Origin of the sequence: Vibrio sp. OPT46, assembly GCF_015163535.1 — a bacterium.
GTDB classification, from domain to species: Bacteria; Pseudomonadota; Gammaproteobacteria; order Enterobacterales; family Vibrionaceae; genus Vibrio; species Vibrio alginolyticus.
Genome location: NZ_JADDYG010000358.1, coordinates 74937 through 91234 on the forward strand (window position 1 = coordinate 74937; position 16298 = coordinate 91234).

At 44.6% G+C, this 16298-nt stretch carries 13 protein-coding genes; 11 read left to right on the forward strand and 2 right to left on the reverse strand.

Annotation, left to right across the window (positions count from 1 at the left end; all coding sequences use genetic code 11):
• Positions 1-223 precede the first annotated feature (223 nt).
• From IQR33_RS16415 to IQR33_RS16465, 11 genes are all read left to right on the forward strand, one after another.
• Positions 224-1750 (forward strand): sigma-54-dependent transcriptional regulator, encoded by a 1527-nt coding sequence (locus tag IQR33_RS16415; protein ID WP_193837380.1) that lies wholly within the window; start codon positions 224-226, stop codon positions 1748-1750.
• Positions 1725-2795: a glycosyltransferase family 4 protein gene (locus IQR33_RS16420; RefSeq protein WP_193837381.1), complete on the forward strand. Its 1071-nt coding sequence runs from the start codon at positions 1725-1727 to the stop codon at positions 2793-2795. Before IQR33_RS16415 ends, IQR33_RS16420 begins: the two co-directional genes overlap by 26 nt.
• A 144-nt stretch (positions 2796-2939) precedes the next feature.
• Positions 2940-4124, forward strand: coding sequence for a glycosyltransferase (locus IQR33_RS16425; protein WP_193837382.1), 1185 nt, complete (start codon positions 2940-2942; stop codon positions 4122-4124).
• An 11-nt stretch (positions 4125-4135) separates the two neighbouring features.
• Entirely contained in the window at positions 4136-5308 is a 1173-nt protein-coding gene (locus tag IQR33_RS16430) for a glycosyltransferase (protein WP_005377641.1), read from the forward strand.
• Entirely contained in the window at positions 5301-6731 is a 1431-nt protein-coding gene (locus IQR33_RS16435; RefSeq protein WP_193843857.1) for a lipopolysaccharide biosynthesis protein, read from the forward strand. Before IQR33_RS16430 ends, IQR33_RS16435 begins: the two co-directional genes overlap by 8 nt.
• The gene (locus IQR33_RS16440; RefSeq protein WP_054576902.1) at positions 6728-8092 is read left to right on the forward strand and encodes an O-antigen ligase family protein; all 1365 of its coding nucleotides are present in this window, start codon (positions 6728-6730) and stop codon (positions 8090-8092) included. Before IQR33_RS16435 ends, IQR33_RS16440 begins: the two co-directional genes overlap by 4 nt.
• Positions 8093-8207: 115 nt before the next feature.
• Complete coding sequence (locus IQR33_RS16445; protein WP_053303088.1) at positions 8208-9332, forward strand: glycosyltransferase; 1125 nt, start codon at positions 8208-8210, stop codon at positions 9330-9332.
• Entirely contained in the window at positions 9329-10762 is a 1434-nt protein-coding gene (locus IQR33_RS16450; RefSeq protein ID WP_005377649.1) for a GumC family protein, read from the forward strand. Before IQR33_RS16445 ends, IQR33_RS16450 begins: the two co-directional genes overlap by 4 nt.
• A 221-nt stretch (positions 10763-10983) precedes the next feature.
• The gene (locus tag IQR33_RS16455; protein WP_053307080.1) at positions 10984-12102 is read left to right on the forward strand and encodes a glycosyltransferase; all 1119 of its coding nucleotides are present in this window, start codon (positions 10984-10986) and stop codon (positions 12100-12102) included.
• A complete protein-coding gene (locus IQR33_RS16460) occupies positions 12095-13285 on the forward strand; it encodes a glycosyltransferase family 2 protein (protein ID WP_017634936.1) in 1191 nt (396 codons plus the stop codon). The genes IQR33_RS16455 and IQR33_RS16460 overlap by 8 nt, the downstream gene beginning before the upstream one ends.
• Positions 13286-13295: 10 nt before the next feature.
• Entirely contained in the window at positions 13296-13934 is a 639-nt protein-coding gene (locus IQR33_RS16465) for a sugar transferase (protein ID WP_005377654.1), read from the forward strand.
• A 19-nt stretch (positions 13935-13953) separates the two neighbouring features.
• Here the strand turns inward: IQR33_RS16465 and IQR33_RS16470 are convergent, their stop codons facing one another.
• Positions 13954-14343, reverse strand: coding sequence for an AAA family ATPase (locus tag IQR33_RS16470; protein ID WP_193837384.1), 390 nt, complete (start codon positions 14341-14343; stop codon positions 13954-13956).
• Positions 14344-14469: 126 nt separating this feature from the next.
• Complete coding sequence (locus tag IQR33_RS16475; protein WP_005377659.1) at positions 14470-16050, reverse strand: BCCT family transporter; 1581 nt, start codon at positions 16048-16050, stop codon at positions 14470-14472.
• Between the last annotated feature and the right edge of the window lie 248 nt (positions 16051-16298).

A 16298-nucleotide genomic window follows, 5' to 3' on the forward strand; every position in this document is an offset into this window, starting at 1 on the left:
ATCACCCTCGCCAAGCCACACACCTTGAAATTATTTGGGCATAACTTAATCAATTAAAAAGTATGGATTTTTCGCAAATTTCCTACCTTGTGCTAATACTTAAATAACGCTTTTCTCAAATTGAGAATTTTCAGCACTAGAGAGCTATAAACCACTCATAATGCCAAATAGTAGTGCTGACAAAAATCATAAAAAATGAAACAAACTACGTTGGGATGGGACTATGAGACCAAGGGTGTTACTGGTAGAGGACTCTACTTCACTAGCCATACTTTATAAGCAGTATGTGAAAGACGAACCTTATGACATTTTTCATGTCGAGACAGGTCGCGAAGCGATTCAATTTATTGAAAGAAGCAAACCTCAGCTCATCATTCTCGATTTGAAACTGCCCGACATGTCTGGCGAAGACGTGTTGGATTGGATCAACCAGAATGACATTCCTACGTCCGTTATTATTGCTACGGCACACGGCAGCGTCGACTTAGCCGTTAATCTAATTCAAAAAGGTGCGGAAGATTTCTTAGAAAAGCCCATAAACGCTGATCGCCTAAAAACATCAGTCGCATTGCACCTCAAACGCGCCAAATTGGAAGATTTGGTGGAAAATATTCAGTCCAAATTTGATCGCCACAACTATCATGGATTCATCGGTTCAAGCCTCCCGATGCAGGCGGTATACAAGACCATTGATGCTGTTGCGCCAACTTCTGCCAGTGTGTTTATTGTGGGAGAAAGCGGCACAGGTAAAGAAGTTTGTGCTGAAGCCGTCCACCGCCAGAGCGACCGTAAAGACAAGCCTTTTATTGCAATTAACTGTGGGGCTATTCCACGAGATTTGATGGAAAGTGAGATTTTTGGTCACGTTAAAGGGGCCTTTACTGGAGCAACAACAGATCGAAAAGGTGCGGCGACGCTGGCACATGGTGGTACGCTTTTTCTTGATGAGCTGTGTGAAATGGAACTTGAGATGCAAAAGAAGTTGCTCCGCTTTCTACAAACGGGCACTTACACTCCTCTTGGTGGCACTCGAGAAATGAAAGTGGATGTGAGAATCATTTGTGCCACTAACCGAGATCCATTAACAGAAGTAGAAGAAGGTCGTTTTCGTGAAGACTTATACTACCGTGTGCACGTTATACCTATCGATATGCCTCCATTACGTGAACGAGGAAGTGACATCGTCACGCTTGCCAAGCACTTCTTGACCACTTACGCCAAACAGGACAAAAAGAAATTCTCAACAATCGACAGCGAAGCTCAACATATCATCAAGCATTACGAGTGGCCGGGTAATGTAAGGCAACTACAAAACATCATACGTAACATTGTGGTGCTTAATAACGACGAAAAAGTCACGGTGAGCCACCTACCCGCTCAACTCACTAAAAAGTCAAAAGTTACGAAAACAACGACACCTGCGCATGTTGCTCAAGAGTCAGCAAACATTGCACCAATCACACCACCACCTGTTTATACTGAGGAACCTTCACCTTCTGCGGTCGAACCGTCGATTACCGCAGCGGAGCAGCCTGGTACACCGTCCTCTGCTGCTACCTCACCGTACTTTAACTCTGATGGAACCATTCGTCCTATGTGGCAAGTAGAGCGTGAAGCAATTCAAAACGCAATTGCGTACTGTGATGGCAACGTCCTCAACGCCGCTGTCATGCTGGAGTTAAGCCCATCTACGGTTTACCGAAAAAAACAAGCGTGGGAAGCGGATGAAATTAATCTCGAACAATCTTGATAAACCTGCCATTGGTGAAATTTGGATCTTGCTTGATAGCCGTCTATTCGGCGGCATTGAAAGTCACGTTATCGAGCTAGCTCGGGGATTAATCGCCTTTGGAAACAAAGCTCGAGTTGTGCTAACCACTGAGTATTCGCCAGCCGCTCAGATTGTACAGAAGGCAAAAGAAGCCGCGATCCCTGTGAGTTACTTAAACTATTTGTCTGGCGAGCCCAATAAAGCTTTAAAAATTAAACACCTAACAAGCGCCGTCGCCAATCACCAACCCTCAGTGGTTCACTCTCATGGTTATAAAGCGTCGATTTTGTCGCGCTGCGCCAAACTGCTCACCCGTACGTTTCCTCGTTTGATTTCAACTTATCATGCTGGTGAATCGTCCTCAGGGAAACTATGGCTATACGATTGGCTTGATAGAAGCTCAGGCAGCCTATCTGACCATTGCTTTGCTGTCAGTCCAAGTATTCAGCGCAAAGTTTTTTGTTCTTCAGAACTGCTGAATAACTTTGTTTCGATTCCCAACAGTCAACTCAACTATCAGGAGATCGCTTTTGTCGGCCGATTGAGTCAGGAAAAAGGCGCCGATCAATTTATTGAGGTAGCGAGGCTCTGTCCAACATTACAGTTTAGTGTGTACGGTGATGGCCCAGAAAAAGAGTCGCTTAATCAAACTGCCCCTTCAAACGTGACTTTCCTCGGCCATCAAACCGATATGGAAGGTGTTTGGGAAAATATCAGTGTACTTATCATTTCTTCTCGTTATGAGGGTCTTCCAATGGCGGCGCTTGAAGCCATGTCGAGAGGCATTGCCGTGATGAGCTTACGTGTAGGTCGTCTTCCAGATATTATCCAAACGGGTAAAAATGGTTTTATCGTCGAAGACATTCCCTCTCTTGCTAAATGTCTTCATGACTGGATGTCGATTGGTGAGGCGCAACAATCACTCATTCGCCAGAATGCTCGACAAACCATCATTGATGATTTCTCAGCGCAAAGTGTGATTCCCGTATTGCTACAAAAATATCAAATTGAAACGGATCACTAATCCATATTGGTTCTCAATATGAGAATGATGACTTCCAAACATAAATATCATATAAGATTCAATCACATAAACTAATGGCATATTTTGGCATCTCTATTGCAGCTCAGCAGTTAACGCAGATTAATGATGAGACAGAGGTGACTTATGACTACGCCAAAACGCATTCTATATGTTCATTATGGTGATAATTGGATTCGCGGCAGTGAAGTGGTGCTTCTGGATCTCATTTCAGGAATCGACCGCAATAAGTTTGAGCCATTCGTATGGTCAAACTGCCAACCATTAATCGATAAGTGCCAATCGCTCGGAATTGAAGCGGAACATTCAGCCTTCAATTTGGTGGGTGGTTGGAGCGCTCCACGCTGGGATATTAACGGGTGGAATAGCCTTATCAAACAAGGCTCAGCTTTGATCGAAAAGCACAGCATCGACTTGGTACACGTCAATAGCGGCGGCCCTTGTCAATGGATGTGTTTGGCTGCTCGCATGAATCATATACCACTTGTCACGCAACTTCATTGCCATTATACATTGCGCGATCGCTTCTCTCTCGGACTTCACCTCTCTCCAAAATTGATTTGCGTTAGCAAAGATGTTGGACGCGAAATTCTTCAGGACGGCTACCCGCAAAACCAACTTCATGTCGTACACAACGGCGTGTCACTTCAAGGCGTGGATACACCCATCGACATTAAAGATCGCCTCGGAATCCCATCACAGGCCTTTACCTTTCTGTCGGTGGGTTCGCTGATTAAGCGCAAAGGGTTCGACCGCCTTATTCGCGCAATGCGCATGCACAACTACCACCACCACAACCCTCACCTTGTTATTGTTGGTGACGGCGAAGAAAGAGAAGCATTGCAACAGCTTGCCGCGGATCTTGGTATCCAAGAACGAGTGCACTTTGTCGGGGAGCAACACAATGCCGGAGCGTGGATGTGTGGTAATGCAGACGCTTTTATTAGCGGCGCCTATGAAGAGGCCTTTGGTCTCGTGCTCGGGGAAGCGGCTTTAGCTCAACTGCCTATCGTGGCTCCTAAAACGGGAGGCATTCCTGAGTTGTTCGAGCATAATCACTCTGCATTGCTGTACCAGAACAGTGGAATGGCGAGCCTGTTAAACGCGATTCAACAAGTCATGCAAGACGCGGCATTAAGAAACAAGCTGGCGGAAAACGCTTACCTACATGCTAGCCAGCACTTAACGACGACTGCATCTATCAACGCTATTGAACGTATTTACGAAGGTGAACTTAATAACAACGCCATTACACCAATGCCAATGACTCACTGCATGAAGCCTCTTTCACGCTGGTTGAGCATCAATTGAGGAGCCCGGTCATGAAACGTGTATTGATGTTCGACGCCATCCCAATGCAAGGTGGATCCAAAATCGCGAATGCAGAGCTCCTTAAGCAGTGCGATAAGCTGAACGTGATTGGTTATCTACTCACTACAAATCCAGAGCATTGGGCGTCACTGCTTAGTGATACACCGCGTGTGCAAGTTATAAAAATAAAACCATCACCATTTAACTCGACTCATGGACTGACCTACTGGTTGATGAACGCTTACTACTTTCTCCAACTTCTCTACGCGTGCATGAAGCTGCCAAAAATAGATAGCTTTTTGGGCCTATCTTGCCCAAGTAATGATATGCCTTTGTACTTACTACGATTAATTAGCAAAAAGCCTGTGGTACAGATGGTTCATGGCCCTATTGGACGATCGAGATCTGCTGGCTACTGCTTAGTAAAAGCATCGGCAATTTACTACTTGGCAAACACCCGCGAATCAATGGTAGAAGCATTACAGGCCTACCTCAAAACAGAGAAGCCAGCCACCGAACGCTATTGGTGTGGTTTGAATACATCTACGTTTGTTAATGGATTATCGAAAGATCGCTGGCCAAAACAAGCGAATCCGATTTCAAGCCGCGTTTTCTGGGCAGCTAGCTTACTAAAATGGAAGAACATCGATCTTTTGCTTGATGCTTTAACACTTGATGAGTCGAAAAAGATCAAATCCACCGTGTGTTACATCAAACCTAACGTGGCAGGTGTGGAATATTCAACACCGGACTTCAACACACAAGGTGTTGAATGGCATGAGTGCCCAAACAACTTAGATGAATTGCGTTCACAGTGTGGTGTGTTTGTTTCCACCAGTCTCAACGAACCTTTTGGGTTATCTATTTTGGAAGCGCTCGCTGCAGGTATGTGTGTCGTCATTCCACATGATGATAGTTATTGGGACCGCGTGTTAACTCACGGCCGAAATTGTATTAAATACACGCCTAACAATGTGGCTTCGTTACACAACGCAATTCGCCTTTTGAATGAATCGCCGTGGATGAAAGTAACGATGGGTATCGAAGCACTCAATGTTTCTCAACTATACACAGCCGAACGTTGTTATTTGCCAATCGCCCAGCACCTTGCTGCCGAAATTGCTACCAACAATGATTGCACACTCAAGACACCGCGAGACATCAAAGGATATGATCATGTCTAAAGCAATGACCAACATGACGCTATTTGCTATCGCCTTAGTGATCAATAAAAGCATCAGCCTAATCATGCTGCCTTTATTGCCCCACTTTCTCTCACCAGAACAAATGGGCAAGCTTGAGCTTCTAACAACCTTTGGTGTTGTTACGACCTTATTCGTCAGTTTCGCTTTGCATGAAGCGCTTTATCGATTCGTCGGCGTTGAAAAGGATAAAAATACGCGCACAAGCCTACTAAACCAGCTGTACTCACTTGCTTTACTCATCGCTGGCGTCGTCGCTCTTAGCTTGCTCACTATCATTTTAATCGCCCCCATTCCCGCGCCTTTTACGCGAGTCGAATTTGCTATTGTTATGTTTGCCATCGTTCTAGAAGGCAGTATTGCAATCGGCACTGCCTGGTTAAGAACACAAGACGACAAAGCAAGAACACTGCTTAACGTCATGGTCACTACCACCATTTTTCAGGTCATTTTTATCGTCGCGGCGCTGTCTGTTCATCCCCATGTTATTTCTGTTTTGTGGGGGGGCTTGTTGGCTGCTATTACTCAATTTGTTTGGCTGCACATCGTTAACCGTTACAATGTCACCCTTCCTAAGCTGACATTGGCAAAACAATACCTAAACTACTGCCTACCAATGATGATGGCTGGATTGGTTGCGTTCTGCCTCAATGGCGCTGAGCGCTGGTTCATTGGTGCCAACACTTCTCTTGCGACGTTAGGGATTTACGCGATAGCGGTAAAATTTGCAGTGGGCATGTGTATTTTAGTGCAGCCATTTGGCATGTGGTGGATGCCACGTCGATTTAACTACTTAGAAGGGCGCAAGAACACTGAAGCAGTGCGCATCACACACCTAGGTATGATTTACATCACAGGTTTGAGTGTAGTGGTCGGCACATTAGCAATGGTGATGATCACCTACTTACTGCCAGAAACCTATCATGAGGCAGTACTATTTAGCTTATTCTTGCTGCCTATCGCCATGTTAAAAGAATGGAGTGAATTGATTAACATCTCCATTTTGTACAAGCGTCGTACTCGCTGGCTACTGGGTATAAATGTCGTCTCTGCGTGCGTTGCGATTGCTTTGCTGTTTGGCTTATCTTCTCTGGGCATTTATGGGGTATTCATTGCGCTTTATTACGCACAACTGTGTAAGTTGGGCCTGACTTATGTAGTAAGCCAACAATGTATGACGTTGCCTTTTCACCTCAGTCTGATGGTTTTATTACAGATTATATCCGGTGTGGCACTGTTCCTGCTTCACTCTTCACAATCAATAGGCATCGCCATCGCAATTTGCATTTTGACATGCAGTTTGCTGGCATGGATAGCCACTCGCTACGTGAGTAAAGAGACGCTAAATGCTCTCACTCGATACATAGTGAAAAGGCGTGGACAGGTGAAGAGATACTCGTTATGAATGAAACCAAGGTGAGAACAAAACAGTCCATCGCAGCACTGACGATCACTGTCTGTATCGGCCTGCTTTGGATTGTTATACCTCATCCCATTTTGATTGTTGCGTTGTGTTTCGCACCACTCGCGTTACTGTTTGTTCTCAATCAAACGTTTTGGCTTGTCACACTGTTCGTTATTTTTTCATTCTTTCGTATTCACGAAGCCTTTCCTGTTATCTATAACTTCAAGATCCCATTACTCTTATCACTGGGGGCACTCGCCGCACTCGCTTTTCACCTTCTTATAAGCCGCCAGATTACAGCTTTTTGGCACCCTTCATTAAAGTGGCTGTGTATATTTTGGGGTCTGGTGATCATCGGAATCATATTCGCTTCCAGTCGTGATATCGCAATAACGGTGTTCAAAAATACCTATTGGAAAATCATCATTATGACGTTGGCCATCACCTGGCTTATTACTAAACCTTCACAGCTCGCTCAGATGTCAAAAGCAATTATTTTCGCCGGATTATTGATTGGCTTAGTGGCATTACAAAACGCTGCGAATGGCATTGATTTAGTCGAAGGAACACGCGTGTCAATAGGACGATCCATAGGTTCAGTACTTGGCGATCCTAACGATTTGGCACTAGTGCTGATGTTTCCCCTTGCCTTTACCGTTAGTCAATTGATGGAGAAGCATTCCCCCAAGCATCTCAGGCTCTTTGCCCTTATCACCTGTTTGGTTTTGTTCTTTGCGATCATTGAGACGCAGAGCCGCGGTGGGTTACTAGGTTCACTGTCTGTATTTGCCTACTTTGCTTTTAAACACATCAAAAGCAAAACATTAGTCTTGGTACTAGGCGCCATCGCAGCGATCGTACTCTACGCATTCGCTGGTATTTCAGGACGAGAATCGGGGGGAGCCGCTGAGGATGGTATAGATGCCTCTGCGATGGGGCGACTTTATGCGTGGGAAGCGGCATTTAAAATGGCGCTGCATCACCCGTTGACTGGCGTAGGTCTAGATAACTTCTACTTTAATTACTATTTCTATAGCCCACATTGGGATGGTATCAACCACGCCGTCCATAGTACTTGGTTTGGCGTGTTAGCAGAAACGGGTTTTGTCGGGCTCGCGGTGTTCATTACTTTAATTGTGTCATTGATCCGCACCTCTTTGCATTCCATCTCATTGCTGACACCAAAATCAGATTACACCCTCTCTGTAGGAGCAAACGCCGTGTTAAGTGGGCTTATCGGTACCATCGTATCAGGCACGTTTCTGACTCAAGGTTTCACTTGGCCAATTTACATTCTAGCGGCATTAACAGTTGTCGTTAGCCGAATTGTTCAAAGTGACTGTCAAAATGAGAAATACTAGTTTCAAACATAAACAAAACCCATAAATCACTGTTTTAAAATGGCTAATTCCTTGGCACGCATTGTGATTACTCACTTAATTAGTAATCAAATAACCAAGACTCAAGGAGAGCCACATGACGGACATCGTAGTATTTGGAGAAGATTTTGGTGGGTTACCCTCTTCCACTCAGCATATTGTCAAGCGACTAGCAGCGAACCATCGAATCCTTTGGGTTAACTCCATTGGCCTTCGTCAACCTAAGCTGGATTCTAAAGACATAAAGCGTGCGTTAAACAAATTCACTCGTGTATTTCATAACGTAGGCTCACACAAGCCAACATTGGACTCTGAAACAAACCCAAACATTCACATCATCAACTTGCTCACCATTCCTGCCCCTAATTCTGCATTAGCAAGAAAAGTGGCCGCTAAGATGATGAAACACCAACTCAACAAACAATTACAAGCTCTTGGTTTTGATAAGCCTGTATTTTGGACGTCGCTCCCGACTGCTGCCGATGTTTGTGCAGAAATGAACCCACGTGGACTGATTTACTATTGTGGCGATGACTTTAGCGCTTTAGCTGGTGTTGACCACGACACGGTAACAAAGCACGAACGTACTCTTGTTAATGCGGCCAACGTTATCTTTACGGCAAGCGATACGCTCTCCACCAAGTTTCCATCACATAAAACCGTCACTTTGCCTCATGGTGTCAACGTTAGTCTGTTTTCTGAGCCAGCACCGAAGGCCAAAGACTTGCCTGACAACGGCCGCAAAGTGCTGGGCTTTTATGGTAGTTTGTCTGAATGGTTAGATTACGACTTAATTGCCCAAGTCGCAGACCAAGCACCTGACTGGGATCTGGTTTTCATCGGCCCCAACGAACTCAGTGACAATCCGCTACCTCAAAGAAGTAACGTTTACTATCTCGGCCCAAGAGCTCATCACACTTTGCCAAGCTACTCTCAACACTGGGACGCAAGCTGGTTGCCCTTTGTTAATAACGCTCAAATCAAAGCGTGTAACCCCCTCAAGCTTCTTGAGTATTTGGCAACGGGAACCCCCGTTATTAGCACGTCGTTTCCTGCATTAATGCCGTACAAGCATATGCTCCACATAGTTCAAAATGTCGAAGATGTATGCGCCAGTCTCGATCACCTGATCCCACCCCCGGCAAACTCAAAGCAATATGTTCAACAGCAAAGCTGGGAAGCAAGAGCCAACCAAGTTGAGAAATTAGTGAGGACGCTATGAACGATTTGAGAGAGAACCTTAGTGTATTACTACATGGCGCTTGGCGACGTCGTTACATGATCGTTATCCCTATGCTTGTCTTGCCTGTGCTGGGTTTCATCGTAAGTAAACTGGTTCCGACGACTTATGTTGCTCATACCAGCATGCTTATTCAAGAGACAGCGAAAATGAACCCGTTCCTTCAAGACCTTGCCGTCTCAACAATGCTTAAAGACCGATTGAGCGCACTCAGTACTCTGCTAAAAAGCCGACACGTTTTGTATTCTGTCGCAAAAGAACAATCGCTGATCAATGACGAGATGAGTGCAAAAGAGCAAGAGTTCATCATAAAAGATCTTGCGTCGCGCCTGTCTGTTCAGCCACTCGGTAAAGACTTCATTCAAATTCAATTGCAAAGTGGTAAATCAGAAGGAATGGAGTCGATGCTGCTCTCTGTCAGAGAGCATTTTGTCGAACAGCTTTTGGCTCCTGAGCGTTCTTCGATTAAAGATTCGAGTCATTTTTTGACTATCCATATCAACAAACGCAGGGAAGAACTAGACAAGGCTGAACAAGCTTTTGCAGAGTATAAAAATACTTACTCAGACGCGACACCCGAAATGCAAGCTCAAAGCCTTACTCGCCTTGCTAGCCTCAAACAAACGCTAGCCGAAAAGGAGGCGGAGCTTGCTGGTGTTTCACGAAGTCTAGGCAGTTTGGATCAACAACTATCCAAAACGAACCCGGTTATCGGTAAACTGGAAGAGCAAATCATCGACATTCGTAGTGAACTTACCCTGCTTCGCGCTAAATACACAGAGGCGCATAGTTTGGTGCAAGGTAAGTTGCGAGAATTAAACCGGTTGGAGCAGGAACGCTCGGTACTCTTGAACTCTAAACAACCAGAACTAAACAGTGCTCAACTATGGGATATCGCGAGCAATACCACAGTAAACAGTCTTGGCGAAGCACAGCCTCTACTTGTCTCCCAACTACATCAATTACAAATGATGCGCGGACGTTTTGAAGCACTTACGGAAGAAACCAACAGCTTGCGAGACATGATCCAAGAATTAGAGCGAAATGCGCACCAATTTGGGAGCACAGCAACAGAAATCAACCGCTTAGCTCGTGACGTCGCAGTGAAGAGAGAAATGTATGATGAACTCGTCGAACGCTATGAGATGGCCCAACTAACGGGTTCTTTGGGAGAGTTTGAAGAGAATAAGCGCGTAAAAATCATTGATGAACCGTTCACGCCAACGATTCCAACTAACTTACCTAGTTTTGTATTTGTCATTTTAGGATTTATTGGTGGCGCTGGTTTAGGCATTGGATTAGCGACGATACTAGAGTTAGCCGATAACTCTATCCGCTCTAAAAGAGCATTAGAAAAACACCTTGGTGTTCCTGTCATCACCACTTTACCTAACGTAGTGTACGGAAACTAACCGCCATAAGAACTCATTTACAAGCACTCGGTCGGCGAGTGCTTTTCTTTTACTACTGCCTTATACAGCCTCATAGCATGTCCACTAATATGAATCTCAAATTGAGAATAAACATAAAGCCTCACAAACATCAATATTAACTTATTGTTTTTAAATGATTAATTTTTTGGCACGCAGTCTGCAATTCCTAAATAAACAAAGAACTCAACGAGGGTTTGAAAATGGAATTCAGACAAAAACACAATAACACTAAGCACAGCAAAAAAGTGATATTACACGTCGTGCAACACTTAGCTCCTGGTGGTTTAGAAACGCTCGTACTAGAAATGCTTCGTTTTGCGCAGCCCAACCATTCCGTTTTTGTCGTGAGCTTAGAAGGAAGCAAAGAACATGCACTACAAGGCTGGCAAAAACTATTGTCCTACCAAGGCCAACTGCACTTTCTTAATAAGAAACCTGGATTCAGCGGAAAAACCATCAGTACGCTGACTTCCATGCTCAAAGGACTTAAGCCTGATGTGGTCCACACTCACCATATCGGACCACTCTTATATGGTGGGATTGCGGCACGTTTAGCGCACGTACCTGTAGTTATTCATACCGAACACGACGCATGGCACCTTAATAACAAAAAATCAGCTCGACTGCAGTCCCTTTTGCTAACGATGATTCGCCCGCAAGTAGTTGCCGATGCTAACTTTGTCGCCCATCAAATACAGACTAAGTTAAAGTATCGCAAAGTTTGTACTATCCATAACGGGATTGACTGTCAGAAGTTTAAAAGCGGTGACCAAACGGCAACAAGACACTTGTTTGAACTTCCAACCGACAAAATCGTGATTGGCGTTGCCGGGCGTCTAGAAGCAGTTAAAGGCCATAAAGTGCTTATCGAAGCATTCTCTCATCTTACGCCAAACACACACCTAGCCATTGCTGGAGATGGTTCTCAGCGAGCTCAATTGGAAGCACAAGTTAGAACGTTAAAACTTGAAGATCGAGTAACCTTTTTAGGCTTGGTCGACGATATGCCCAGCTTTTACCAAAGCCTAGACTTGTTTTGCTTACCATCACTTCAAGAGGGATTTCCTCTCTCAACCCTCGAGGCTCAAGCATGTGACATTCCTTGCGTCGCGACGGATGTTGGCGGCGTGAAAGAGACGCTCTGTCCGAACAACAGCACACTGGTTGAAGCAAATCGCGTGTTTTCGTTGGCCGAAGCGTTATCACAGCAACTGGAATCATCACACCATTCTCCTCGAACTTTTATTCTCAAACACTTTGATATCAGAGACATGGTGAGTCGCTACTCACGTTTGGCCAAGGAGGCTAGCTATGAATGATTTACTTTGGATTATAGGGTTTGGTTTATCCGCGTTTTTGATTGTCTATCATCACGTTGGGTACCCACTGCTCCTTAAGTGGCTTCCTTTAAAACAGCAAGACGAAACCAAAGCACCATTTGTAGAGCGAGCTTACAAAGCCTCCAAAACAGACAGCCAGCTACCCTCTATTACTGTCATCGTGCCCGCCTACAATGAAGAACAATGGATAGCAGAGAAGATCCGTAACCTTGCGAGCCTAGACTACCCGAGGGATAAATTAAGAGTAGTGATCGCATGTGATGGCTGCACAGATAACACAGCCGAGATTGCTCAAGCGACAATTCAAGAAGCAATCTGCTCTGATACTCTGTTCATTATTAATGATCACCAAGTCAATCGCGGTAAAGTTGCCCTACTCAACGAAGAAATGCGTCATGTTAGCTCGGACATTACCGCACTGAGTGACACGTCGGCATTGATTTCTTGCGATTCTCTATTGCTAGCTAGTCAGCATTATCAAAATGAGAACGTTGGAGTGGTTAACGCAACATATCAAATAATGAGCACTGATAACCAAGGTGAAGCAGCGTATTGGCAATACCAGTCTCGAGTAAAGCACCAAGAATCCTTGTTAGGTTCAACGATTGGTTCCCACGGTGCGTTTTACACTTTCAGAACTCACTTATTTGAACCACTGGAAGTTAGCACCATTAATGACGACTTTATTCTCCCTATGAGAATCGTTTTGCAAGGCTATAGCGCTATTTACGAGCCAAACATGCTGGCGCTTGAGCTCGAACAAAGCTCAGATGACGCAGATTTCAAACGACGCCTAAGAATTTCAGCAGGTAACATGCAGCAGCTCATGCAATTAAAGAAATTACTGCTACCTCGTTATCGTGGCACTGCCTTTGCATTTCTATCGGGAAAGGTTCTGCGCTTAGCAACACCCTATTTGATGATTGTTTGCTTTATTTGCTCACTACTACTGGCACACAATCCGCTGTTTCAAGTAATGCTGTCCGCACAAGTTGGTATTTATAGCATCGCGCTTATCACTTACTTGATGCCAGCACTTAACACAATTAAACCTTTTAAGCTGATTAGTTACATCGTCATTGGTCATCTCGCCAACTTTATCGGCGGTATGAAGTATTTACTCGGAATGGAAAATGGACGTTGGAAACGCGTCAACCAATAAGGAAAGCATCATGAAAAACTCACGCTACGATTCAAATGTATGCCACGCAAAAAGAACGTTTGATGTACTGGTTGCAATGCTTATTTTGGTCGTCACTGCACCACTTTTCCCATTTATCGCGCTAGCGATCAAAACCACATCGAAAGGCCCAGTGATCTATCGTCAACTGCGTGTTGGGCGCTGTACACCAGAAAAAATGGATCTTTTTCAAATCATGAAGTTTCGCACCATGTATATTGATGCAGAGCAACGCTCTGGCGCAGTATGGGCAACTGAAAATGATCCCCGCATCACGCCAGTAGGACGCTTTTTACGCAAAACGCGTTTAGATGAACTACCTCAACTTTTTAATGTGTTGAGAGGTGAAATGTCGATGATTGGGCCGCGCCCAGAACGCCCAGCTTTCTACCAGAAATTGGAAGATGAAATCCCCTATTTTGTAGAGCGCACATATGGCGTGTTACCAGGTATCACAGGCTTAGCTCAGGTTAACCAAGGCTATGATGCATGCATTGAAGATGTAAGACGCAAAGTTGGGTTTGACCACAGTTACGCACTAAGCTTAGGTTCGTTTTACTCTTGGATTTCAATGGACCTTTCAATCATGAGCAAAACATTCGTTGTGATGATTGACGGACGAGGTCAATAACTTCCGGTTCTGGTAACGGTCATTCTTGCCACTGGCATCGCATCTTTTCTATCGTCGCTGGTGGTACATCATGAATGCTTTGATACGCTCCGTGGCACACTTTAATTTCCACCTCGATGCGCTTCTTCATGCAGTAGTCCATGTAACGCTTCATCTCCCAATGTCGAACAAACGTATTGCTCACAATCACGACTCTCCCTTTGTTCAACCACTTTCTAGTTTGCTGAAAACACCACTCATGCGCTTGAGGTAATTGAACTGGTTCAAAGTGATAATCACCTTCATCATTTTCAAAATACATGTCAGCTTCAAAATGCTTAGCACCAAGCTCTATCGCTAGTTGTTTTGCTAAGGTTGTTTTACCTGAACCCGGAAGTCCACGAATAAGAATGAGTTTAGCCAGTGACATAATGCAGTTTAATGAGGTGGGAATAAGCCTAAACTGTAACGAAATTATTGGAAAAGAAAAGTAGAAATAAAAAATGCCGAGCACATTAGGCTCGGCATTTAAACTCAATCATGGATCGTGTTGTATTTATTTGTAAGCTGGCAGTTCTGTTCTTAACCCTTTCACCAAACTTACGCACATCAACAGCAGAACAAAAGTAAACGGTAATCCTGTTGCAACAACACCTGATTGCAATGCTTGCAGGGCTTCTTTACCACCAACCCAAAGCATTACGGCTGCAATTGCACCTTCAATACACGCCCAGAAAATGCGTTGCGGTACTGGTGCATCAATCTTACCACCGGCGGTAATACTATCGATAACCAGTGAGCCAGAGTCTGACGATGTAATAAAGAATACCAGAATCAGCACGATAGAAAGCATTGAAATCACTGAGCTATACGGAAGCGCATCGTAAACATGGAACAGAGTCAATGAAATATCAGTTAGGCCATTTGCACCTAGCTCACCAACTTTATTCACCACTTGGTCAAGCGCGATACCACCAAACACAGACATCCAAATCAAAGTAACAACTGTAGGAATAACGATGACTGCGAATAAGAATTCTCGAACCGTACGACCTTTAGACACACGCGCGATAAACATACCAACAAACGGTGACCAAGATACCCACCAAGCCCAGTAGAATACCGTCCAGCCGTGCATCCAAGTTTCATCTTCACGACCGTGAGGGTTACTCAATGGAATAATATTTTCAATGTAAGCCATTGTTGTGTCGCGTAGCGAGCTCCACGCCGTATCAAACGTGATGAAGGTAATGAAAATAAGCAGCGCAAACGCAACCACCATGTTGACGTTACTCAGTAGCTTAACACCACCATCAATACCACGAATTACTGATAGCACCGCGATAAAGGTAACGAAGGTGATCACAATCATTTGTGTACCAATGCCGCCTTCTAGACCAAAGACATGATTAATACCACTGGTCGCCTGCTGAGCACCCAGACCTAGCGACGTTGCAAGACCAAATAGCGTCGACAAAACGGCAAGGATATCAATAACGTGACCTAACCAGCCCCATGCACGGTCACCAAAAATTGGATAGAACGCCGCGCGCAATGAAAGTGGTAAACCTTTGTTAAAGGCAAAAAACGCTAATGCTAGCGCAACGAGTGCGTAAATACTCCAACCATGTACACCCCAGTGGAACATGGTGGCACCCATCGCGAGAGATTTCGCTTCTTCTGTGTATGGCACTGCGTTCAGTGGCATTCCCCACCAATCAGTGAAGTACGCGGTCGGCTCCGCCACACTCCAGAACAGAAGACCAATACCCATACCCGCGGCGAAAAGCATCGACAACCAAGAAACGGTTGAGTGATCCGGCGTTGCTTCTTTGCCACCTAAGCGGATTTTACCTAGCGGAGAAAAAAGAAGAGCAACGGCGAACAATAAGAAGAAGTTTGTCGACCACATAAAAAACGCATCAAACTGTTCGATAATTCCGTTTTTTAGACCGTTTAATACGTCTCGAGCAGTGGTTGGCTCAACAAGAAGAAGTGAAATCAGACAGAAAACAACGAGCCCCGCACTAATGCCAAAAACCGGGTTATGTATATCGAATCCCCACTTTTGAACGTTATCCTGTCCAACCTGATAATCGGTTGTATCAATACTATATTTTTTAAATGCATTATCCATAAATACAAATTTAACGTGAATTTGAAACGCCCCTCAGGTGAGAAGAACTCCAATACCGCCCTCCATTAATTTGAACTCTAAAGTTTTAAAGCGGGACGAATTTTAGCAGCAATCACATATTTTTGCAAAAAGTCGTGATTTATTGCATTTTAAGCTCAATTCGAGACAGATGAAGGGGAAATAATATCAACACAAAAATTATGAGGTCTAACGATTGATTTTGTCGTAGGTTGTAGACTAGAAAAGAC